The sequence below is a fragment of the Delftia sp. WSY_16 genome (genome assembly GCF_043104415.1).
Lineage (GTDB): Bacteria > Pseudomonadota > Gammaproteobacteria > Burkholderiales > Burkholderiaceae_C > Comamonas > Comamonas tsuruhatensis.
This window is the reverse complement of record NZ_JBICKS010000040.1, coordinates 129,245-151,886: the sequence shown is the minus strand read 5'-3', so window position 1 is coordinate 151,886 and position 22,642 is coordinate 129,245. Positions and strand designations below refer to the sequence as shown.

Annotated in this window: 18 protein-coding genes; 5 read left to right on the top strand and 13 right to left on the bottom strand. The window is 68.8% G+C overall.

The annotated features are described in order from the left end of the window. The first annotated feature begins 180 nt into the window (after nt 1–180). The 3 genes from ACF8O7_RS20415 to ACF8O7_RS20405 all read left to right on the top strand — a co-directional run bounded on the left by ACF8O7_RS20415 (nt 181) and on the right by ACF8O7_RS20405 (nt 3,646). Nucleotides 181–504, top strand: a complete 324-nt coding sequence (locus ACF8O7_RS20415) for a hypothetical protein (protein WP_227472563.1) — start codon at nt 181–183, stop codon at nt 502–504. A gap of 235 nt (nt 505–739) precedes the next feature. Next, nucleotides 740–2,377 (top strand): DUF4384 domain-containing protein, encoded by a 1,638-nt coding sequence (locus ACF8O7_RS20410; protein WP_043790348.1) that lies wholly within the window; start codon nt 740–742, stop codon nt 2,375–2,377. A gap of 39 nt (nt 2,378–2,416) precedes the next feature. Then, a complete protein-coding gene (locus ACF8O7_RS20405; RefSeq protein ID WP_043790349.1) occupies nt 2,417–3,646 on the top strand; it encodes an SEL1-like repeat protein in 1,230 nt (409 codons plus the stop codon). A 15-nt stretch (nt 3,647–3,661) separates the two neighbouring features. Here the strand turns inward: ACF8O7_RS20405 and ACF8O7_RS20400 are convergent, their stop codons facing one another. Next, nucleotides 3,662–4,501 (bottom strand): HDOD domain-containing protein, encoded by an 840-nt coding sequence (locus ACF8O7_RS20400; RefSeq protein ID WP_016446805.1) that lies wholly within the window; start codon nt 4,499–4,501, stop codon nt 3,662–3,664. Nucleotides 4,502–4,529: 28 nt separating this feature from the next. Continuing rightward, nucleotides 4,530–6,881: a Tex family protein gene (locus ACF8O7_RS20395; RefSeq protein ID WP_047218270.1), complete on the bottom strand. Its 2,352-nt coding sequence runs from the start codon at nt 6,879–6,881 to the stop codon at nt 4,530–4,532. 205 nt (nt 6,882–7,086) lie between these two features. Between ACF8O7_RS20395 and ACF8O7_RS20390 the strand changes: the two genes are divergently transcribed. Next, nucleotides 7,087–8,169, top strand: a complete 1,083-nt coding sequence (locus tag ACF8O7_RS20390) for a DUF72 domain-containing protein (RefSeq protein WP_016452869.1) — start codon at nt 7,087–7,089, stop codon at nt 8,167–8,169. Here the strand turns inward: ACF8O7_RS20390 and ACF8O7_RS20385 are convergent. The 6 genes from ACF8O7_RS20385 to ACF8O7_RS20360 all read right to left on the bottom strand — a co-directional run bounded on the left by ACF8O7_RS20385 (nt 8,154) and on the right by ACF8O7_RS20360 (nt 17,417). Further along, the gene (locus ACF8O7_RS20385; protein WP_016446802.1) at nt 8,154–8,483 is read right to left on the bottom strand and encodes an antibiotic biosynthesis monooxygenase; all 330 of its coding nucleotides are present in this window, start codon (nt 8,481–8,483) and stop codon (nt 8,154–8,156) included. The two genes, ACF8O7_RS20390 and ACF8O7_RS20385, sit on opposite strands and share 16 nt — an antisense overlap. Before the next feature lie 49 nt (nt 8,484–8,532). Next, nucleotides 8,533–9,990 carry an efflux transporter outer membrane subunit gene (locus ACF8O7_RS20380; protein WP_392413012.1) on the bottom strand — a complete coding sequence of 486 codons (1,458 nt, stop codon included), beginning with the start codon at nt 9,988–9,990 and terminating at the stop codon, nt 8,533–8,535. Nucleotides 9,991–9,998: 8 nt separating this feature from the next. Next, nucleotides 9,999–13,187 (bottom strand): efflux RND transporter permease subunit, encoded by a 3,189-nt coding sequence (locus ACF8O7_RS20375; RefSeq protein ID WP_017407320.1) that lies wholly within the window; start codon nt 13,185–13,187, stop codon nt 9,999–10,001. A gap of 18 nt (nt 13,188–13,205) precedes the next feature. Beyond that, nucleotides 13,206–14,585 carry an efflux RND transporter periplasmic adaptor subunit gene (locus ACF8O7_RS20370; protein ID WP_392444113.1) on the bottom strand — a complete coding sequence of 460 codons (1,380 nt, stop codon included), beginning with the start codon at nt 14,583–14,585 and terminating at the stop codon, nt 13,206–13,208. Between the two features lie 166 nt (nt 14,586–14,751). After that, nucleotides 14,752–16,179, bottom strand: a complete 1,428-nt coding sequence (locus ACF8O7_RS20365) for an MFS transporter (protein ID WP_203399480.1) — start codon at nt 16,177–16,179, stop codon at nt 14,752–14,754. Then, nucleotides 16,176–17,417 (bottom strand): multidrug effflux MFS transporter, encoded by a 1,242-nt coding sequence (locus ACF8O7_RS20360; RefSeq protein WP_034363958.1) that lies wholly within the window; start codon nt 17,415–17,417, stop codon nt 16,176–16,178. The genes ACF8O7_RS20365 and ACF8O7_RS20360 overlap by 4 nt, the downstream gene beginning before the upstream one ends. A 183-nt stretch (nt 17,418–17,600) precedes the next feature. On the opposite strand from ACF8O7_RS20360, the gene ACF8O7_RS20355 reads away from it, so the two are divergent. Beyond that, entirely contained in the window at nt 17,601–18,299 is a 699-nt protein-coding gene (locus ACF8O7_RS20355) for a DUF1566 domain-containing protein (RefSeq protein WP_203399481.1), read from the top strand. A 3-nt stretch (nt 18,300–18,302) separates the two neighbouring features. On the opposite strand, the gene ACF8O7_RS20350 is transcribed toward ACF8O7_RS20355, so the two are convergent. From ACF8O7_RS20350 to ACF8O7_RS20330, 5 genes are all read right to left on the bottom strand, one after another. After that, nucleotides 18,303–19,208: an SDR family oxidoreductase gene (locus ACF8O7_RS20350; RefSeq protein WP_017407325.1), complete on the bottom strand. Its 906-nt coding sequence runs from the start codon at nt 19,206–19,208 to the stop codon at nt 18,303–18,305. 29 nt (nt 19,209–19,237) lie between these two features. After that, nucleotides 19,238–20,254 carry an NADP-dependent oxidoreductase gene (locus ACF8O7_RS20345; RefSeq protein WP_047218263.1) on the bottom strand — a complete coding sequence of 339 codons (1,017 nt, stop codon included), beginning with the start codon at nt 20,252–20,254 and terminating at the stop codon, nt 19,238–19,240. A 98-nt stretch (nt 20,255–20,352) separates the two neighbouring features. After that, entirely contained in the window at nt 20,353–20,775 is a 423-nt protein-coding gene (locus tag ACF8O7_RS20340) for a PaaI family thioesterase (protein WP_016446794.1), read from the bottom strand. A gap of 117 nt (nt 20,776–20,892) precedes the next feature. Further along, nucleotides 20,893–21,684 (bottom strand): SDR family oxidoreductase, encoded by a 792-nt coding sequence (locus ACF8O7_RS20335; protein WP_034392775.1) that lies wholly within the window; start codon nt 21,682–21,684, stop codon nt 20,893–20,895. A 137-nt stretch (nt 21,685–21,821) separates the two neighbouring features. After that, nucleotides 21,822–22,541 carry a methylated-DNA--[protein]-cysteine S-methyltransferase gene (locus tag ACF8O7_RS20330; RefSeq protein ID WP_203399482.1) on the bottom strand — a complete coding sequence of 240 codons (720 nt, stop codon included), beginning with the start codon at nt 22,539–22,541 and terminating at the stop codon, nt 21,822–21,824. Between the last annotated feature and the right edge of the window lie 101 nt (nt 22,542–22,642).

Below are 22,642 nucleotides of genomic sequence, written 5' to 3'. Positions count from 1 at the left end.
AGGACACTGCCGGACGGCCCCAGGCCTTCCGGCAGCACCTTCCCGGCGAATAGCCAGCTCACCGCACCAGGAGAGCCCACCATGCACACCGCCGCCCATCTCTGTTCGGCTGCCCTACTGGCCTGGCTCGCACTCGGAGCGCCCGCCCTTCATGCAGCAGCCCCCGGCGAAGATCCAGTGGTGCTCAGCAAGCCTGTCGACTATCTGAGACTGCCCACGGCCAAGCAGCAGACATCGTCTGGGCTGGACACCGTCACTGACATCCCCATCAACGTCAAGGCCAAGATCGCGCGCTACGAAGCCATGTCCATGACCAATGCTCCCGGCATCTCCACCGAGGCGAACGTGGTGACCACGACTACGACGAGCAGCACGGGCATGCAGCGCACCTGCACCCAGGACCTGGCCAGCAACACCAACGCCAGCGCGTTCAACCGCTACGGGCCACAGACCAAGGACCAGATCGTGGTCCTCAAGGGCGACCTGATCAACGTCTGCCGCTAGTGCGGCCAGGCGGCCCGCGACCCGGCCGCCTTTCATTTCCAAAACCCATTTCCGGTGCCGGTGCCCCTGGGCGCCAGTGCCCTGGCTCGCCGTTTTCCAGCAGAGGTCCATCATGCGCAACCGCCTTCCAACGCCAGGACTTCCCCGCCCCGATGCCGCGCTGCAGCCGGCATTCGGCGGACATGCGGACAACCGAGGGACTTTCCGCCAGCGATGGGCTGGCAGACAGGGCTGTATGCGGGTGGTGGCCTGCGCGGTATCGGCATCCATCGTGCTGCTGTCGGGTTGCGCGCCGCTGGATGCGCGCAAGGATTCCAAATACCTGGAAAAAGTCTATGCGGCCGACCGCCCGGTGGTGCGGCCGGTGCGCTCCATATCGAGCTTCTCCGATTCGCTGATGTGCATGGACAGGATGTTCCGCAACAGCCACATGCCCACGGTGCTGATCACCAGCAAGCAGTTGCCCGACTATTCGGGCCGCGTGGCCGTGGCCGCCAAGGAGATGGTGGTCACCGCCCTGTCCCAGATGTCGCGCGTCAGCAGCGCCTTCCGCTACGTGGACTATGAGGTGGACATCGCCCGCCAGGACACGGTGCAGAACCTCACCACCATCTTGCTCAACAACAACCAGATCCAGCTGCAGCGCCCGGCCCTGTATGTGTCGGGCGCCGTGTCCTTCATGGACCAGAACGTGCTGCGCAACAACGTGGACATAGGCACCAGCGCCTCGCGCCTGGAAACCGGCTACAGCGCCAACCGCAGCGGCGCCGTGCTGGGCATGGAGCTGCACCTGGGCGACTTCCGCACGCGCACCATCATTCCGGGCCTGGATTCGGCCAACGAAGTCGTCATCGGCAACGGCAGCCAGGGCCTTGACCTGTCGGGCCGTATCGGCAACTACGGCGTGCAGTTCAGCGTGGGCCGCGACTATGCCCAGGGCTCGGGCCCGGCCGTGCGCACCCTGGTCGAGCTGGGCATGATCGAGCTGCTGGGCAAATGGTCACGCCTGCCCTACTGGCAGTGCCTGACGCTGGACCAGACCCATCCCGACTTCCAGCGTCAGCTGCGCGACTGGTATGAGGAAGGCGAAGCCGGCATCCACCAGGAGCTGGTGCGCCAGTCGCTGATCAGCAAGGGCTATCTGCCGCCCGACGCACCGGCCTTCACCGCAGGCAACCCGCAGTGGCGCGAGGCCATAGGGCGCTTCCAGGCCGACAGCGGCATGGTGGTCAATGGCGTGGTGGACTTCAGCACCTACGAGCGCGCACTGCGAGACTTCGTGGCCGTCAGCGCCGATGGACACATGACGCGCATCGGCTGGAACACCAAGAGTGCGGCACCGGTCACCACCGCCTCCGAGAACGTGGCCGTGGCCACGGGTGACTACCGCTACGGCGCCCCCGCGCCCGACCGCAAGCTGGACCTGTGGGTGGAGAACATCACGCCCACGCGCACCTCTTTCGAGACGGGTGAGCAGCTGTTCCTGTCCACCACCGTGTCGCGCGCCTCCTACCTGTCGTGCTTCATGGCCGGTGCCGATGGAGAGGTCACCCGGCTGGTGCCCAACGATGTGAACCGCTCGGGCTGGATCACCGCCGCCCAATCCGTTCGCCTGCCAGACTGGATGAGTCCCAACCCCGGCTACGTCATCAACGCCGGGCCTCCCGGCAAGGAAGGCGTGGCCTGCTTCGCCACCGAGCAGAACATGACCGACAAGCTACCCACGCTGCTCCAGGGCAAGGCCTTCATCGCCATCCCGGGCATGCGCTCCCTGGAGGATGTCAACCAGTACATGGCCAACTCTCTGGGCGCCGACCAGTACACCGGCTCGGCCCGCTTCTGGCAGGTGGTTCCGGCCCAGGCCAAACGCTGATGAGCGGTGCACGTCACAAGCCAAACAGAGGCAATTGCCATGCCCTCCAGCGCTCATGAATCCCCGCCACGGCGGCGCATCGGGCTGCGCCTGACCGCAAGGCTTGTGCTGCCCGGACTGCTGGTGGTGCTGCCAGGTCTGGCTCCCGCCGTACTGCCGCATGTGCAGGCGGCGGCCCGCTTCACGCCGGTCATGCCCATTCGGGTGGCGACGGCCAGCGTGTACGGTTCCCAGCCGGGCACCAGCAACATCACCTCGACCTCGGACACCGCCCAGCAACGGGCCCTGTCCCAGCTACGCAGCCGCGCCGAAGGCAAGGGCGTGAGCCTGGCCACGCAGCGCGAGGCGCAATGGGTGATGGGCCTGCTGGCACTGCATGGCATTGCCATGGCGCAGGACGGGCCGCAGGCCAGGCAATGGTTCGAGCGCGCGCAGCGCGCCGGCCATCCGCTGGCCAGCGCGGGACTGGCCTGGTGCGCCATGGACGGCTGCGGCCAGCCCCCCGATCCACCGGCTGCAAGGCCCTGGATCGCCCAGCTGGCCAAGACCGACCCGGCCCGCGCCCAGTACCTGGAATGGCTGCTGGCCCGGCGCCTGGCGCCGCTGTCCACGGCCGAGCCCGTGGGCGAGGCCTTGGCCGTGGCAGGCACGCCCGACCAGGAACTGCTGCAGCGCGCGGCACGTTCGGGCAGCCCTGGCGCCCAGCTGGAATGGGGCCTGGCCCTGCTCGCGCAGGACGAGCCCGAGGCAGCGCTGCGCCAGTTCCGCGCGGCAGCGGCGCGCTCATCCAGCGCCGCGACCAATGCACAGATGCTGGGCGAGCGCCTGCGGCCCGCAGGCCAGCTGGTGTCGGCGCAGGGCAGCTCCACGCCTGCAGCGCAGGGGCCGCAGGCCATGCAGCGCACGCCGCAGCTGAGTGGAGCGCCCAGCGAGCAGGACATCCAGGTGCGCCAGCCCGTCACGGCCCAGCAGCAATGGGAGCAGGCGCAGCGCTACCACCGCGGCGACGGCGTGCCGGCCAACTACACCGAGGCGCTGCGCCTGTACCAGCAGGCCGCTTCCCACGGCCATGTGGCATCGCGTCGCATGCTGGAGCTGATCTACTCGCGCCCCGCACCGGGCGGCGGCGTGGACATCGGATGGATGCAGCAGCTGGCGCGCATAGACCCCATGACCATGCAGCCCATGGCGCCCGTCAGCCCCGCGCCCTACCGGCGCGATCCCACGCCGCTGTTCGACATGGTGCCGGCGCCCTGGCACAGGCACTGAGGCAGGAGCGAGGCGCTACAGCACCACGTCCAGGCCGGTGTCGGCCATCCAGTCCACCGGGTCCTGGCGCAGGACCATGTCGATGTCCAGGCCCAGGGCCACGCCCACTTCGCCGGGAAAGCTCACGGCCAGGGCACGCTCGTCCCACTGCGCCTCGCGCGAGCGGGCGCGCCAGGCAGCGATGTGCAGCACGCAGGCCAGCGGATCGAAGCCCGGCTGGGCCAGCGGCGCGTACAGGTGCTGCAGCGCATCGGCCAGCAGCGGCGGAAGGTTCCAGCGGCGGGCCAGGCCCGCACTGACATGGCTGTATGTGTAGCCGCAAAGCCGCATTTCCAGCTCGGCGCGACGCGGGTCCAGCGGGCCGACCAGTTCGGTGATGGTGGCGGCGCGGCCGGGGTCGATCATGTGCATGGCCAGCTCCCCCAGGCCATGCATCAGCCCTGCGGCATAGGCCGCCGTGGGGCTGGCCTGCACGGTGCCGGCCAGCGCTCGCGCCACGCGGGCGGCTTCCACGCTGTAGCGCCAGAAGGCCGGCATGGCCATGCCCGGCACGGCATGGGCGCCCACGCCCAGCGGTATGCCCCGCACGATCTGGCGCAGCTGCGCGGGCGCCAGCAGGGCCAGCGCCTCGGGAATGCCGGTGACACGTCCCGCCATGCCGAACACCGGGCCGTTGGCCTGGGCCAGCAGCCCGGCGGCCAGCGCAGGATCGGCTGCGAAGAGCTGGCTCAGCCGGCGCAGGCTGGGCTGCTCGGGCACCAGCTCGCGCAGCAGCAAGGCCACGATGCGCGGCTGCGCCGGCAGGGCCAGCGCCTGTGCCAACAGCGTCTGCAGGTCCAGTGCATGCGCAGCCATCGCGTTTCCTGCCTTGCCGTGCGCGGGACTACTTGCGGGTCTGCAGCTTGGCGAAGGCCGAGGCCATGGCCGATTGCTGCACCGGCTCGGGCGCACGGCGCTGCCCGCCCTGGCTGCCGCGGCCTGCGCTCTCGAAGCGGTTGTCACGGGGGCCGTCGCGCCGCGCCGGTGCCGCATCCAGCTTCATGGTCAGGCTGATGCGCTTGCGCGCCACATCGACCTCCAGCACCTTGACCTTGACGATCTGGCCGGTCTTGACCACCTCGCGCGCGTCCTCGACGAACTTGTGGCTCATCTGGCTGACGTGGACCAGGCCGTCCTGGTGCACGCCCAGGTCCACGAAGGCGCCGAACTGGGCCACGTTGCTGACCGTGCCCTCCAGCGTCATGCCTTCCTTGAGGTCCTTGATGTCCTCCACGCCGTCATTGAAACGGGCCACGACGAAGTCCGGACGCGGATCGCGGCCGGGCTTTTCCAGCTCGCCCAGGATGTCCTTGACGGTGATGGCACCGAACTGCTCGCTCACGAACTGCTCGGCCTTCAGGCCCTTGAGCACTTCGGAGCGGCCCATGAGCTGGTCCACGCTCTTGCCCGTGGTGGCAATGATGCGTTCGACCACCGGGTAGGTTTCCGGGTGCACGCCCGTCATGTCCAGCGGATTGTCGCCGCCGCGGATGCGCAGAAAACCCGCCGCCTGCTCGAAGGTCTTGGCGCCCAGGCCGGCCACGTCCATCAGCTGCTTGCGGCTCCTGAAGGAGCCGTTGGCATCGCGCCAGCGCACCACCGACTTGGCCACGCTGCCCGACAGGCCCGAGACGCGCGACAGCAGCGGCGCCGAGGCCGTGTTCAGGTCCACGCCCACGGAGTTCACGCAGTCCTCGACCACGGCGTCGAGCTGGCGCGCCAGCTCGCTCTGGTTCACGTCGTGCTGGTACTGGCCCACGCCAATGCTCTTGGGGTCGATCTTGACCAGCTCGGCCAGCGGGTCCTGCAGGCGGCGCGCAATGCTGGCGGCCCCGCGCAGGCTCACGTCCACGTCGGGCATTTCCTGCGAGGCGAACTCGCTGGCGGAATACACAGAAGCGCCGGCCTCGCTGACCACGACCTTCTCGATCTGGCGGTCGGCCTTGCTGGCGATCTTGATCAGGTCGGCGGCCAGCTTGTCGGTCTCGCGGCTGGCCGTGCCGTTGCCGATGGCGATCAGGTTGACCTGGTGCTTTTCGACCAGGCGGGCCAGCACGGCCAGGGAGCCGTCCCAGTCGCGGCGCGGCTCGTGCGGGTAGATGGTGGTGGTGTCCACCAGCTTGCCCGTGCTGTCCACCACGGCCACCTTGACGCCCGTGCGGATGCCCGGGTCCAGGCCGATCACGGCGCGCTGCCCCGCAGGGGCGGCCAGCAGCAGGTCGCGCAGGTTGTCGCCAAAGACCTTGATGGCCACCTTCTCGGCGTCTTCGCGCAGGCGCGAGAACAGGTCGCGCTCGGTGGACAGGCTGAGCTTGACGCGCCAGGTCCAGGCCACGCACTTGCGGATCAGGTCGTCGCTGGCGCGCTTGGCGTGGCTCCAGCCCAGGTGCAGGGCAATCTTGCCTTCGGCCAGGCTGGGCTGGCCGGGCTCGGGCTCCACGGGCTGGACCAGCTTGGCCTCGAGGATTTCCAGCGCGCGGCCGCGGAACACCGCCAGCGCGCGGTGCGAAGGCACGCGGCCGATGGGCTCGTCGTATTCGAAATAGTCGCGGAACTTGGCGACCTCGGGGTCGTTCTCGTTCTTGGATTCGACCTTCTTGGAGCGCAGCAGGCCGTCTTCCCACAGCCATTCGCGCAGCTTCTGCACCAGGGCCGGGTCTTCGGCCCAGCGCTCCGACAGGATGTCGCGCACACCATCGAGCACGGCCAACGTGGTCGAGAAATCGGGGCCCGGCTTGCCGTCGTCCAGGGTGGTGGCCGGCTTGCAGAAGGCCTCGGCCTCCTTGTGCGGGTCCAGCGTGGGGTCGGCAAACAGCTTGTCGGCCAGCGGCTCGATGCCGAATTCCTTGGCGATCTGTCCCTTGGTGCGGCGCTTTTGCTTGAAGGGCAGGTAGATGTCCTCCAGCTCCTGCTTGGTGGGCGCATTGGCAATGGCCAGGCGCAGCGCGTCGGTCAGCTTGCCCTGCTCGTCGATGGCCTTGAGCACCGCGCCCCGGCGGTCCTCCAGCTCGCGCAGGTAGCCCAGGCGTTCGTCGAGCTGGCGCAGCTGCGCGTCGTCCAGTCCGCCCGTGACTTCCTTGCGGTAGCGCGCGACGAACGGAACCGTGGCTCCGCCATCAAGCAATTCGACCGCGGCACCCACCTGCTGCGGCTTGACATTCAGTTCTGCGGCGATTTGGGCAATGATTTTTTGCATTCGAGAGGCGCCCCGTGGCGTGGAATCCGGAAAAGCGGCCAAGTGTGCCACACGCGATTCGGGCCGGGCCGCTAGCGGCCGACCCGCAAATGCAAGCATTTCTTGCAGGCCAATGAATTCAAGGGCTTGCAAAATCAATCCACTGCCTGCTTTTGCCGGGGCCCTGCGGCAGGCAGGCACCCTCTGCCACAATCACCAGCTTCGAATGCAAGACGATCTGTTCGGTTCTCCCCCACCATCGGCCCCTGCCCCGCCGCCCGCGCCTGCCGGCCGCACACCGGCACCGCGCAAGGCCGCCGGCGCCGTGCAGCTGGCGCCCCAGGCCCTGCAATGGCAGGCGCTGGCGGACCAGCTTGCGCAGGGCCTGCGCATGGGAGTCTCCACCTGGTCCTACCCGGGCTGGGAAGGTTTGATCTGGGATGGCGCCTATGACAAAAGCGTGCTGGCCAAGAAGGGACTGGAGGCCTATGGCCGGCATCCGTTGATGCGAACGGTCTGCGTGGACCGCAGCTTCTGGAGGCCGTTGACGGCCAGCCAGTACCTGGCCTTCGCGGGCCAGGTGCCGGCTGATTTCCGCTTCGTGGTCAAGTGCCCATCCGTGGTTACCGACGCGCAGGTGCGTGACGAGGACGGCAAGGGCATGTCGCTGAACCCGGTGTTCCTTCAACCCGATCTGGCCGTCACCAGCTTCGTCGAGCCCACGCTCGAAGGGCTTGGCGAGCGGCTGGGCGTGCTGGTGTTCCAGCTCAGCCCGATGACCTGGGGCCTGCTCAGCCGCCCCACCGAACTGCTGGCGCGGCTTCAGGCCATGCTGGAGGCGGTGCGCGCGGCGCTGGCCGCCCATCCGCTGGGCGCGCAGATCATCGTGGCGGTGGAGGTGCGCGACCCGGAGCTGCTGACGCCGCAGTTGGCCGACACCCTGCGCGCCAGTGGCGCCACCTTCTGCCTGGGACTGCACGGCAAGATGCCCCCCATCGAGGAGCAACTGGTTTTTCTGCGCGGGCTGTGGCCCACCCCGCTGGTCTGCCGCTGGAACCTGAACCGCGAGTTCGGTGCCTACGGCTATCCCGATGCGCAAAAGAAGCACGACCCCTTCGACGAGATCCGCACGCCCGATGCGCACACGCGCGCCATCCTCGCCAAGACCATCGATGGCATCACCAGCCGCGGGCTGCCCGCCTTCGTGACGGTGAGCAACGATGCAGAGGGCTGCGCGCCGCGCTCCATCGCGCTGCTGGCCGAGGCCGTGGTCCAGGCGGAGGCGGCCCGGGTTCAGCGCTTGCCGTAGGCGCGCTCCACGCGGGCCACGCGCAATTCATAGTGCTCGTACCAGGCGTCCTTGCCCAGTTGCTGGGCGACCAGGTGCTCGGCATCCTGCTTCCAGCGCGCGATGGATTCGGCCGTGGACCAGTAGGACACGGTGATGCCGAAACCGTCCTCGCCGCGCGTGCTTTCCGCACCCAGGAAACCCTGCTGCTGCGCGGCCAGGTCCACCATGCGCTGGGCCATGAGGCCGTAGCCATCATCGTCGTCCGGCGTTCTGCGCGACGAGAAGATGACGGCGTAGTAAGGCGGCTCGGGGGTGTTGGCAAAGGGGCTCATCGTGGTCGGGCGGCAAGTTCTGCGGGCCCGCAGAATACACCGCCCGCGCTCAGGAATTCGCCGGCTCAGAGGCGGACGGCGCCTGCACCTGCTCGCCGCCCAGCACCTTCCACAGCGTGACGCGGTTGAGCTGCTCGGACAGGCGCAGGCCGATCAGGGTCTGCTGGGCCGTGTAGAGGCTGCGCTGCGCATCCAGCACGGTGAGGTAGTTGTCCACGCCGGCCTTGAAGCGTGCCTCCGACAGGTCGAAGGCCTTTTGCGTGGCCGCGACCATGCTGGTCTGGGCGGCCAGGCGCTCGTCCCACTGCGCGCGGTCGGCCAGCACGTCGGCGGTCTCGCGGAAGGCCGTCTGCACGGCCTTCTCGTACTGGGCGATGGCGATGCGCTGGTTGGCCTCGGCCACCTGCACGCCCGCACGGTTGCGGCCACCGTCGAAGATGGGCAGGCGCACCAGGGGGATGAAGCTCCAGGTGCTGCTGCTGCCGCCAAAGAGGCCATCGAGCTCGCGGCTGCCCGATCCCACGCTGGCCGTGAGGCTGATGGTGGGGAACATGGCTGCGCGGGCGGCGCCGATGTTGGCCTCCATGGCGCGCAGGTTGTTCTCGGCGGCCTGGATATCGGGGCGCACCAGCAGCACGCTGGAGGGCAGCGGTGCAGGCACGGGCTGCAGCGCCGCCGCAGGCTGGGCGCCGGCGCGCAGCGTGGCGGCGCCGGGCAGCAGGCTGTCGGGCAGCGGACCGCCCACCAGCAACTGCAGGGCGTTGCGGTCACGCTCCACCTGGGAGGTGAAGCTGGCCACGTCGCCGCGCGCCGTGTCCACCGTGGTCTGGTTCTGGGCCAGCACCAGGCCCGAGGTCGAACCTATCTCATGCATGCGCCGCGTCAGCTCGTAGGCCTTCTCGCGGCTGGCCAGGGTGTCGCGTGCCAGCTGCAGGCGGGCCTGGTCGGCGGCCAGCGTGAGCCAGGCGTTGGCCACGTCGGCCACCAGGCCGATCTGCACATTGCGCCGGTTCTGCTCGCTTTGCAGGAACTGCTGCAGCGCGGCCTCGCTGAGGTTGCGCACGCGGCCCCAGAGGTCGATCTCGTAGCTGGCAAAGCCCAGCTGGGCCGTGTACTGGGTGCTGACCGATGCCGATTGCGTGGCGCTGGTCATGCCGGCGGCCGTGCGCGCACGGCTGGCCTGGGCCTGGGCGTTGACGCTGGGCAGCAGGTCGGCGCGCGTGATGCCGTACTGGGCACGCGCGCGCTCGATGTTCTCCACGGCCACGCGCAGGTCGCGGTTGTTGGCCAGGGCCAGGGCAATGACCTCGCGCAGCTGCCGGGACTGCACCCAGTCCAGCGCGGCGGCCGCCTGCAGGCTGGCCTCGTCGGCCTGTGCCGGATTGGCTGCGGTGCTGCCCACCGTGTCGGGCACGGGCATGTCCGGCGTGCGGTGCTGCGGCGCAAGATTGCAGCCGGACAGCAGGGCCGCCAGCGCGGCCGCAGCGGCGAGGGTGGAACGGTGCATTCGGCGCCTCATGCTGCGCTCTCCTTGGTGGTATGGGGTGAGTCGGTTGCCTGCTGCGGGCTTTCTTCATCCGTGCGCGAGTGGCTCTTGAACCAGCTGCGGATCAGCAGGAAGAACACCGGCACCAGGAAGATGCCCAGCACCGTGGAAGCCAGCATGCCGCCGAGCACGGCCGTGCCGATGGCATTGCGCCCGCCCGCGCCGGCACCCGTGCCGATGGCCAGCGGAATGACGCCGAAGCCGAAGGCCAGCGAGGTCATCAAAATGGGCCGCAGGCGCAGGCGCACGGCCGAGACCACGGCGTCGAAGATGCTCTTGCCCTGCTCCTGCAGCTGCACGGCAAATTCCACGATCAGGATGGCGTTCTTGGATGCCAGGCCCACCGTGGTCAGCAGGCCCACCTGGAAGTACACGTCATTGGTCAGCCCGCGCGTATAGGTGGCGGCCAGCGCGCCCACCACGCCCAGCGGCACGGCCAGCATCACGGACAGCGGCACGGTCCAGCTCTCGTACAGCGCCGCCAGGCACAGGAACACGAAGAGGATGGAGATGGCGTACAGCAGCGGCGCCTGCGCGCCCGACTGGCGCTCCTGCAGCGAGGCCCCCGTCCACTCGTAGCCTATGCCGGCCGGCAGCGTGCGCAGGATGTCCTCGACGATCTGCATGGCCGTGCCCGAGCTGACGCCCGGCGCGGCGCGGCCTTCCATTTCGTAGGCCGGGTTGCCGTTGTAGCGCATGAGCTGGGGCGAACCGTAGGCCCAGTAGCTGCTGGAGAAGGCGCTGAACGGCACCATCTCGCCCTTGCCGTTGCGCACCGTCCATTTGGCGATGTCCTGGGGCAGCATGCGGTGCGGCGCATCGCCCTGGATGTAGACGCGCTTGACGCGCTCGTTGTTCAGGAAGTCGTTGACATAGGTGCCGCCCATGGCGCTGGACAGCACGCTGTTGATGTCGGTGTACGACAGGCCGAGCGCAGCGGCCTTGCGGTCGTCGATGTCCAGGCGCAGCTCGCTGGCGTCCTCCAGGTTGGTCATGCGCAGATTGGTGAGCTCGGGGCGCTTGCGGGCCTCGGTCAGGAATTTTTCCTTGGCCTGCAGCAGCGCCTGGTGGCCCAGGCCGTTCATGTCCTTGATCATGAAGTTGAAGCCCGAGCTGGAGCCCAGGCCGCGCACGGCCGGCGGCAGCATGACCAGCACGCGCGCATCGCGGATGGAGGCCAGCTCCCGGGTCGCCCGGTGCGCGATCTCGGAGGCCGACTGGCCCGGCAGCGGGCGCTCCTCCCAGGTCTTCAGCCGCACGAAGGCGCGTGCCGAGGCCTGGTCGCCGTTCAGGCCAGAGACCTGGTAGAAGCTCAGCACGTCGGGCTGCCTGGCAAAGTAGTCGCGCACCTCGTCGAGCACGCCCTGCAGCCGCGTGTCGGCCGCGCCCGAGGGCAGGTTGATGTTGACGAAGACAAAGCCCTGGTCCTCGTCGGGCAGGAAGGACGTGGGCAGGCGCGCCATCAGCAGCCAGACCACGCCGCAGACGGCCAGGAAGATCAGCATCATGCGCTTGGCGCGGCGCAGCGAGTACGCCACCGTGCCCTGGTAGCGCGCGGCCGTGGCGTCGAAATGGTGGTTGAACCAGCGGAAGAACCGGTCGTTCACCCCCAGGATGCCGCTGCGGATCGGGCGGTCATGCCCTGCCCCGCCCGCTGCGGGCGGCTTGAGCAGCGTGGCGCACAGCGCCGGCGTGAGCGTCAGCGCCACGAACACCGACAGCGCCATGGCCGCGACGATGGTGATGGAGAACTGCCGGTAGATCACGCCCGTGGAGCCGCCGAAGAAGGCCATGGGCACGAACACGGCCGACAGCGTCACGCCGATGCCCACCAGGGCCGGCGTGATCTCGCGCATGGACTGGCGCGTGGCCTGCTTGGGCGACATGCCCGTCTCGTGCATCACGCGCTCGACGTTCTCCACCACGACGATGGCATCGTCCACCAGCAGGCCGATGGCCAGCACCATGGCGAACATGGTCAGCGTATTGATCGAGTACCCGGCCAGCGACAGCACGCCGAAGGTGCCCAGCAGCACCACGGGCACGGCGATGGCGGGGATCATCGTGGCGCGGAAGTTCTGCAGGAAGATGAACATCACGATGACCACGAGGATCATGGCCTCGCCCAGCGCGCTGACCACTTCCTTGATGGAGGCGCGCACGAAGGGCGTGGAGTCCGAGCTGACGAAGTAGTCGATCTCGTTGGGAAAGAAGGGCTTGAGCTCGGCCAGCTTGGCGGCGATGGTGTCGGCCACGTTCATGGCGTTGGCGCCATCGGCCAGCACGATGCCCATGCCCGCGCCCGGCAGGCCGTTGAGCTTGGCCTTGATGGTCAGGTTGTCGGCGCCCAGCTCCACGCGGGCCACGTCCTTCATGAGCACCACCGAGCCGTCCACGGACGACTTCAGGACGATGTCCTCGAACTGCTCCACCGTCTTGAGCTTGGTGCGCGCCGTGATGGTGGCGTTCAGCTGCTGGTCCGCGACGGCGGGCAGCGCGCCCAGCTGGCCGGCCGAGACCTGGGCGTTCTGCGAGTTCAGCGCATTGACCAGGTCCGACGGCATCAGCGCGTACTTCTCCATCTTGGCCGGGTCCATCCAGATGCGCATCGCATAGTTGGTGCCGAAGACGTTGACATCGCCCACGCCGTCCAGCCGGCCGATCACGTCGACCAGGTTGCTGGTGAGGTAGTCGCCGATATCGACCGCGGTCATGGCCGGGTCCTTGGAGAAGAAGCTGTAGGTGACCAGGAAGTCCTGGCCGCCCTTGTTCACGAACACGCCCCGGCTCTTGACGGCGTCGGGCAGGCGGTTCACGGCGGACTGCAGCTTGTTTTGCACCTGCACCTGGGCCACGTCGATGTTGGTGCCCGGCGCAAAGGTCAGCGTGGTGCGCGCGCGGCCCGAGGCGTCGGACGTGGAGCTCATGTAGAGCATGTTGTCGATGCCCTTGAGCTGCTGCTCGATGATCTGGGTCACCGAGTTCTCGACCGTCTCGGCCGAGGCGCCCGTGTACTGCGCGCCGATGGTCACGCGCGGCGGCGCGATGTCGGGGTATTGCTCCAGCGGCAGCGTGAAGATGGACAGCGCGCCGCCCAGCATGATGACGATGGCGATGACCCACGCGAAGATGGGCCGGTTGATGAAGAACTGAGCCATGTGACGGGTTCCTGCGGCTTACCGGGCCGCAGGGGCCGGAGCCGCTGCGGGTGCAGGAGCAGGTTCAGCGGCCGCGGAAGCCTGGTCGGCAGCGCCAGGCGCGGCCGCCGCTGCCGGGCCATCAGCGGGCTTGCCCTTGCGGGCCTGGGCCTTGGCGCGCAGGTCCACCTCCACGGCGCGCACCTTGTCGCCGGGCTTGATGCGCTGGAAGCCATCGACCACCACGCGCTCGCCGGCCGACAGGCCGTCCTGCAGCAGCCACATATTGCCCACGGCGCGGTCGATGTTCACGGGCCTGCGCTCGATCACGTCGTCGGCCTTGGCCACCAGCACGCTGGCCTTGCCGGTCAGGTCGCGCGTCACCGACTGCTGGGGCACCAGCAGCGCCTCGGGCGCCAGGCCCGTGGGCAGCAGCGCCTGCACATACATGCCGGGCATGAGCAGGCCCTGCGGGTTGGGCACCACGGCGCGCAGCGTGACGCTGCCCGTGGTGGCATTGACGATCACGCCTGCAAACTGCAGCTTGCCCTGGTGGCCGTATTCCGTGCCATCGTCCAGGCGGATACGCACGGCGACCTTGTCGCCCTCCACCTTCTGGAAGCGCCCGGCATCCCAGTCGCGCTTGAGCTGCAGCAGCTCGCTGGTGGACTGGGTGAAATCCACATACATGGGGTCCAGCTGCACGATGGAGGTCAGCGCCTCCGTCTGGTTGGCCGTCACCAGCGCGCCCGGCGTCACCGTGGACAGGCTGATGCGCCCGCTGATGGGCGCCTCGATGCGGCTGTACTTGAGGTTGATGCGCGCGGTCTCCAGGTTGGCCTTGGCCACGGCCACGTCCGAGCGCGACTGGGCTGCGGCGGCCTGGCTTTCTTCAAACGCCTGCTGGCTGATGGCATCGATCTTGACCAGCTCGGCATTGCGCCGCGACGTGGCCTCCAGCGTGCGGGCGCTGGCCTCGGCCTTGGCCAGGGCCGCCTGGGCGCTGGCCTCGGTGGCGCGCAGCGAGGCCGCGTCGATCTGGTAGAGCTGCTGGCCCTGGCGCACCAGGGCGCCTTCGGTGAACAGGCGCTTTTGCACGATGCCCGAGACCTGGGGCCTCACCTCGGCGGTCAGCGAGGCGCGTGTGCGGCCCGGCAGCGTGGCCTCCAGCTGCTGGCTCTGCTTTTGCAGCGTGACCACGCCCACCTCGGGCGCAGCCTTGGCTGCGGCGGCGGGCGCTGCATCCTGCCTGGAGCAGGCGGCCAGGCTGGCGGCCAGTGCCAGCGCGCACAGCACGGCAGCACCGGGGCGCTTGCTGCGTGCAAGCGAGGCAGAAGGTTGTGCGTGCCCTGCGCCGGGCTGGGAATCGAAAGGCGCCGCAAGGCGCGTACTCGGCGAAAGAGGCACGTCAAAATTCATAGGAACAGCGAAGTCGTTGGGGGCATCGCACGATTGTGCAGTGCCCATATTTCTTGTTTGTAAAGTGGATGGCATGCCACCGCAGTCTCGTGGCAAGACCATCCAGGATGATGCAGGTGTCGGAGCGCGCCGACACATGCAAGTTCAATGCCATTTGCCGGTCTGTTCAGTGCCTGGCGGCGGGCGCCGTGCGCACGCGCAGCATGCTGAACACGCCCGCCATGGCCGCAAAACAGCCCGCCACGGCCAGGGCCACGATTTCGGCATGGCCACCATGCCCGCCCGAGACGGTGAAGATGGTGGCCAGCACCACGGCCCCCAGCGTCTGTCCCGTGAGCCGCGCCGAGCTCAGCATGCCGCCGGCCGCGCCGCTGCGCGCCAGCGGCGCCGAGGTCACGATGGTGTGGTTGTTGGGCGACTGGTACAGCGCAAAGCCGCTGCCCGCCAGCAGCATGCGCCAGACCATGTCCAGGGTCGAGGGCGCATCGGGCATGGCCGCCAGCGCCCACAGGCCGCAGGCGAACATGGCCATGCCGATGCCGCCCAGCAGCCCGTCCGCATAGCGGCCGATGAGCCGGCCCGCAATGGGAGCCGTCATCACCGTGGCCAGCGGCCAGGCCGTGATCAGCAGCCCGGCCTCGATGGGCGACATGCCGTGCGACTCCAGCAGCAGGAAAGGCAGGGCCAGGTAGGCCAGCATCTGCGCGCAAAAGGCGCTCACCGATCCGCACATGGACAGCGCGAACACCGGAATGCGCAGCAGGTCCACCGGCAGCAGCGGCGCAGGCAGGCGCCACTGGCGGCGCACATACCACAGCCCCACCAGCAGGCCCGCGCCCAGCAGCCACCAGCCCGAAGGCAGGGACGACTGGGCACCGCCGGCGCGCATGCCCAGCTGCTCGCCGCCCAGGAAGATCAGGCTGAACATGAGGATGTTGAGCAGCACATCCAGCGGCGACAGCCGCGCGCCCGCGTGTGCCGGCACCGCATTGGCCGGCAGCGCCCGGCGTCCCAGCCACAGCGTGAACAGGCCCAGCGGCAGGTTGGCCGCAAACAGCCAGGGCCAGCTGGCCACCGACAAAATGGCCGCCGCCACCGAAGGCCCGGCCATGGATGCCGTGGCCACCACCAGCGAATTGACGGCCATGCCCCGGCCCAGCAAGGCACGCGGATAGATCAGCCGCACCAGAGCGGCGTTGACGCTCATCACGCCCGCAGCGCCCAGGCCCTGCAGCGCCCGCGCAGCCACCAGCGTGGGCAGCGATGTGGCCAGGATGGCTGCCAGCGAGGCCAGGGAGAACACCAGCATGCCCACCAGATACACGCGGCGGTAGCCCAGGCGTTCGCCCAGGGCCGCCAGCGGCAGCAGCAGCACCAGGCTGGCAAGCTGGTAGGAATTGACCACCCACAGCGTATGGGCCGAGCTGGCCTGCAGCTCGCGCGCCATGGCTGGCAGTGCCAGATTGACCAGGGTGCTGTCCAGCACCGACAGCGTCAGCCCCAGGATGATGACCAGCATGGCCTGGCCGCGGGGGCCGGACGCAAGTCCGTCGGGTACAGGCCCACCAGCCTCTGCTGCGGGAGCCACGCTCATGAATGGCCCTTTGCACCCACGCGGTGGGCACGTGCGCCGCCCAGCGTGATCCAGGCCAGCGCCACGCCGATCAGCGCGCCCGTGGCCATGCCCACCACCATGGGCAGGGGCTTGCCCGTGGAGAACAGGCCCACGATCTGCATGGCCGCCGCACCCGACAGCATCTGCAGCGTGCCCAGCAGCGCCGAGGCCGTGCCGGCGATGGCGCCGTGCTCCTCCAGCGCCAGCACCGAGGTCGTCGGAATCACCAGCCCCATCAGCGCGCTGGCCACGAAGTACAGGCCGATCAGCACGGCCAGCCGCTCACCGCCCAGCAGGTAGTACGACAGCAGCGACAGCATCACCAGGCCCGAGCCGGTGGCCGCCACCTTGACCACGCGCACCAGGCCGAAACGCTGGCCCAGCCAGCCCGTGAACTGCGCCGCGCCGATGAAGGCGATGGCGTTGAGCCCGAAGGCCAGGCTGTACTGGGTGGAGCTCAGTCCGTAGTAGTTGATCAGCACAAAGGGAGAGCCAGCCAGGTAGACGAAAAAGCCCGCCATGGCGCAGCCGCCGATGAAGACCAGGCCCAGGTAATGCCAGTCGCGCAGCAGCACGCCGTAGGCGCGCAGTGCGCCGGCCACGCTGCTGTCCAGCCGTGCGGCGGCCCCGCGCGTTTCCTTCAGGCCCATGAACACGGCCGCCAGGCCGATCACGGCCGCCACGGCCACGGCCCAGAACACGCCGCGCCAGCTGCTCACGGCGATCACGCCGCTGCCGGCCAGCGGCGCCAGGATGGGAGAGACGCTGAACACCAGCATCAGCAGCGACATCATGCGGGCCGCCGCATGGCCGGTGTGCAGGTCGCGCACCACGGCGCGCGGCACGGCCATGCCGGCGGCCGCGCCCAGGCCCTGGATGAAGCGCAGCACCACCAGCGTCTCGATGCTGGTGGCCATGGCGCAGCCCACGCTGGCCAGCGCGAACACGGCCAGGCCGAAGTACAGCGGCGGCTTGCGCCCCACCATGTCCGAGACCGGCCCGTACAGCAGCTGGCCCACGCCCAGCGAAAGAAAGAAGGCCGTCAGGCTGGCCTGCACCGCGCCCACCTGGGCACCCAGGCTGCTGCCGATCTGGGGCAGCGCGGGCAGGTACATGTCGATGGCAAACGGACCGATGGCCGAGAGCAGGCCCAGGATCAGCACCAGGCGCAGCGTGTGGGAATCAGGGGAAGCGGGAGACGAAGAGGGAGAAGGCATAGACGCAGACATAGACGCGCCATTGTGGCGGCAAGCGCTGTGGGCTGCAGGGCGGTGCTCACATTTCCTGGGCAGGCAGGCCGGCGCGTGCGGCGCTGGCGGCTTGCCGTGGCACAAGTTTGCGGGGCCGCAACCCTGTTACGCTCGGATACGAGATTGCCAACACAGCAGCATAGACACCCCATGCACTCAACCACGCCCCTCTTCCTGCCGACCCTCAACGCATTGCCAAGGCCCCTGCTCGCCGCCCTGCTGCTGGGCGCGTGCATGCAGGGCCCCGCCCATGCGGCGCCGCCGCAGGCCCGCGGTGACGCCAAGGCCGGCGCCACTGCCATGCTGGAAGTGTCCGAAGACGGCCGCGACGTGATCGACCGCCGCGCCCGCCTGCTGTGGCCGCGCTGCGTGGAAGGCATGCACTGGAATGGCAAGACCTGCGCGGGCCTGCCGGAGCTGTTCACGCACAAGCAGGCGCAGGCCCTGGCCGCCGAGCGGGCCAAGCAGGACGGCGTGCGCTGGCGCCTGCCGCGCGTCAACGAGATGCGCCGGCTGATCTCGCGCGATATACGGCCGCAAGGCCTGTCGCCCGAGCTGTTCCCGGGCGCGCCGCGCGGCTGGCACTGGACGGGCACGGCAGCGTTGAACGCACGGCCCCTCAATCCCTACAACTACAGCAACATCTCGGGCAGCGCCGGTACGCAGCTGTCGGCCCAGCAGGCCTGGGCGATTGACCTCGACAGCCTGGAGACGCGGCCCGACATGGGGCGCGGCAACCAGCTCATGGTGCGGCTGGTGCGGCCCCTGCCCTCCGCGCCGCCCGATGAAAAGGCCGAGGCTCCCGCCAGGCCAGCCCCCCACCGGCCGGACCCGGACGAAGAGGACTGACGCTCAGGCCGCGCGCAGCGAGGCCTTGAGGCTGGCGCCCAGTTCGGGCTTGTGCGCGAACGGGTCGGTGGGGTTGCGGCCCTGCACCACATCCTCCATGCGGGTCTGGACCGAACCCAGGGCCTGCGGATGGCTGTAGATGTAGAACTGGTTGGCCGCAATGGCGTCGAACACCTTCTGCGCCACATCGGGGGCCGTGACCTTGCCCGAGCCCACGGCCTTCTCGCTCATGGCCTGGCCGATCTTCTGGCTGGCCGTCAGCGGCTGGGCGGCCAGATGGCTGGGCCGGTTGCGCTCGCTGTGGCTGATGCCCGTAGGCACGAAGAAGGGGCACAGCACGCTGGCGCTGATCTGGTCGGAGACCAGGGCCAGGTCCTGGTACAGCGTCTCGGTCAGGCTGACCACGGCATGCTTGCTGACGTTGTAGATGCCCATGTTGGGAGGCGCCAGCAGCCCGGCCATGCTGGCCGTGTTGACGATGTGGCCCTCGAAGGACGGATCGGCCTTGGCCGCCTCCAGCATCATGGGCGTGAACAGCCGCACGCCGTGGATCACGCCCCAGAGGTTGACGCCCAGCACCCACTGCCAATCTTCCAGCGTGTTCTCCCAGACCAGCCCGCCCGCGCCCACGCCTGCGTTGTTGAACACGAAGTGCGGCGCGCCGAACTGCTGGCGCACCTCGTCGGCCAGGGCCTGCATCTGGGCTGCGTCGGACACATCCACGCGCCGCGCCAGCACGCGCACGCCCTGCCCTTCGAACTCGGCGGCAGCCTTGTCCAGCGCCTCCTGCTGCACATCGACCAGCACCAGGTTCATGCCCAGCTTCGCGCCAATGCGCGCGCACTCCAGGCCGAAACCCGAGCCCGCGCCCGTCAGCACGGCCGTCTTGCCCTTGAAGTTCTTGATCATTCCCTTGTCTCCTGGTTTTTTGTGGTGGTTCAGATCAATTTGACGAGTTGCTTTCCGAAGTTCTTGCCCTTGAGCAAGCCCAGGAAGGCCGAGGGTGCGGAGGCAATGCCTTCGGCAATGCTCTCGCGCGGGCGCAGCTTGCCGGTGCCCACCAGGCGGCCCAGTTCCTGCAGCGCCTCGGGCCAGACTTCCATGTGCTCGCTGACGATGAAGCCTTCGATGCGGATGCGGTTGACGAGGATGAGCGCGGGATTGGTCATGGGCAGCGGCGTGCCGTCGTAGCCCGCGATCATTCCGCACAGCGCGATCCGCGCAAAGGCGTTGGTGCGCAGCAGCACGGCGTCGAGGATGTAGCCGCCCACGTTCTCGAAGTAGCCGTCGATGCCCTGCGGGCAGGCGTCCTTGAGCGCCTTGGCCATGGTCTTGGTGTCGGGGTGCTCGCGGTAGTCGATGCAGGCGTCGAAGCCCAGCTCCTCGGTGGCGTAGCGGCACTTCTCGGGGCCGCCCGCAATGCCCACCACGCGGCAGCCGCGCGCCTTGGCCAGGGCCGCGAACGCGCTGCCCACGGCGCCCGTGGCGGCGCTGACCACCACGGTCTCGCCGGCCTTGGGGGCGATGATCTTGACCAGGCCGTACCAGGCCGTCACGCCGGGCATGCCCACGGCGCCCAGGTAGTGCGACAGCGGCACATGGGTGGTGTCCACCTTGCGCAGCATGCCGGGCGCATCGCCATCGACCACGCTGTATTCCTGCCAGCCGCCCATGCCCACGACCTTGTCGCCAACGGCAAACTTGGGATGGCGGCTTTCCACCACCTCGCCCACGGTGCCGCCGATCATGACCTCGCCCAGCGGCTGGGGCTGGGCATAGCTCTTGCTGTCATTCATGCGGCCGCGCATGTAGGGGTCCAGGCTCAGGTAGTGGTGGCGCACCAGCACCTGGCCTTCGGCCAGCGCCGGGGTCTCGGTACTGACAAGGCGGAAATTGCTTTCCACGGCTTCGCCCTCGGGGCGGTTGTCGAGCAGGATCTGCTGGTTCACGGGCATGGGAAAACCTCCGGTGGCATCACAAACAATGGAACCAGTTCCCGGTGCTGCCGGGGCTGGCGTGTGGCATTGGGTATCTGGCAAATTCGCCGTGCGGATCAGTCCGTGGCGAGGGTTGTCTCGGCGGCGGCCGGCTTGGCCACGCGCGGCATGTACTTGAACGTTCCGGTCGCATGGCTGCACAGCCGGCCCGAGGCATCGAACACGCGCGCCTCGGTATAGGCCATGGAACGCGTGCGGTGCAGCACCACGCCCTTGGCCACCAGGGGGCCGCGTGCGGGCTGCATGAAGCTGGTCTTCATCTCGATGGTCACGCAGCCCATGTCGCGCTGCAGGCTGCGCGCGGCCACGGCCATGGTCACGTCCAGCAGGGTCATGGTGGCGCCGCCGTGGGTCACGTCAAAGGTGTTCAGGTGCTCGGGACGCGCCTCGAAGCGCAGTTCGGACTCCCCGTCCTCCATGCGGTGCAGGGTGAAACCCAGGTGGTCGACGAAGGGGATGGGGTGGCCAAAATCCAGCACGAAATTCTCCAGTTCAGATCGCAATGCAGGCGAGCATAAGGGCGCCCGAAGGCACCATGGCGCGCGGCGGCACGATCTGCGGGAAAAACTGTCACCTCGGCAGCAGCGCCGCCGCGTTCAGCCGCCCACCAGGGCGCTGACGCCGCCGTCCACGGCCATCCACTGGCCCGTGATGTGCTTGCCCGCGTCGCTGGCGTACAGCAGGGTCAGGCCCTTGAGGTCCTCGTCGTCGCCCAGGCGGCGCAGCGGGGCGTGGGATTTCATCTCGTCCTCGCCCAGGGTCTCGATCAGCACGCTGGCCATCTTGGTCTTGAAAAAGCCCGGGCAGATGGCGTTGACGTTGATGCCGTGCACGCCCCACTCGCCGGCCAGCGCGCGCGTGAAGTTGATGACGGCTCCCTTGGAGGTGTTGTAGGCAATGGTCTTCATGCCCAGCGGGTTGCCGCCCAGGCCTGCGATGGAGGCCAGGTTGATGATGCGCCCGGTCTTGCGCGGGATCATGCTGCGCCGCGCGATCTGCTGGCTCAGCAGGAAGTAGCCGCGCACGTTGAGGTTCATCACCTTGTCCCAGGCGGCCACGGGGTGCTCCTCGGCCGGCGCGCCCCAGCTGGCGCCCGCGTTGTTGATGAGGATGTCCACCTGGCCCAGGCGCTCCAGCGTCTCGGCGGCCAGGCGCTCGATATCGGCCTCGTTGGCGCAGTCGGCGGCGATCCAGCGGGCGTCGATGCCGGCGGCCTGCAGCTCGGCGGCGGCTTCCTCCAGGTCGGCGGCCTTGCGCGAACTCAGCATGATCCTGGCGCCCGCCTCGCCCAACGCATGGGCCATCTGCAGGCCCAGGCCGCGCGAGCCGCCGGTCACCAGGGCGGTCTTGCCGGTGAGGTCGAAAAGTTGCTGCACATTGCGAGTCATTCGTCTGTCTCCTGGTCCGGGTCTTGTGTGCCGGTCATGGGTGGAATGGAGGGCGGCCCTCCCCTGCCGGGACGGCCTGCAGCGGCGATTGTGCAAGCCGCCCCGCCGTGCCGCATGTCACATGCGTGTCCGGCCCGTCAATCCCCGAACAGCGAGCGCGTGCCGCCCCAGGCCGCACCCTCGATCTCCAGCATGCGCAGCTTGGTCAGCGCACCTGCGCCGCCCGAAAAACCGCCCGGCTGGGCGCCGGCGGCCAGCACGCGGTGGCAGGGAATCACGGGCGCGAAGGGGTTGAGGCCCAGCGCCTGTCCCACGGCGCGCGACAGGCCCACCTCGCCCAACTCGCGCGCGATCTCGCCATAGGTGCGCGTATGGCCGGGAGCGATGGCACGCGTCAGCTCGTAGACGCGGCGGTGAAATTCCGACACGCCGTGCCAGTCCAGCGCCAGCTCGGCCAGATCCGGCAATGCCTGGCCTGCGGGCAGCATGCGCCGTGCCCGCAGATCGGGCAGCACCGGGCCGTCACGCAACTGCTGCGCGCTGGGCGCGGAAGGCTCCACGGTCCATTCGCCATGGCCCGCCATGAGCACCTGCACGCCGGCGATGGCCTGTGCCACGCTGGCCGGCAGGTCCTCGGCGCGCACCGCTGCCGCATAGCTGCCGGGCCTGCGCGATTGCACGCCGCGCAGCATGCGCGTGCGCGTGGCAACCGGGCCGTCCACCTCGGGCAACTGAAAGGCCGCAAGGCCGCATTCGCCCCAGGCCACGCCGCAGGGCCCCAAGCGCGTGGCAAACAGCGCATGGCCCGTGGCTTCGGGGTCCCAGGCCGGGCTGCCCGTGGTCGATTCGTTCGTCATGGCGGTGGTTTTCTCCTTGCAGGCGATTGTGGCCGCATGGCTGCCGCCGCTGCCCGCAGCGACCCCACCGGCACGACACTGTAAAAAAACACTGGATAAGT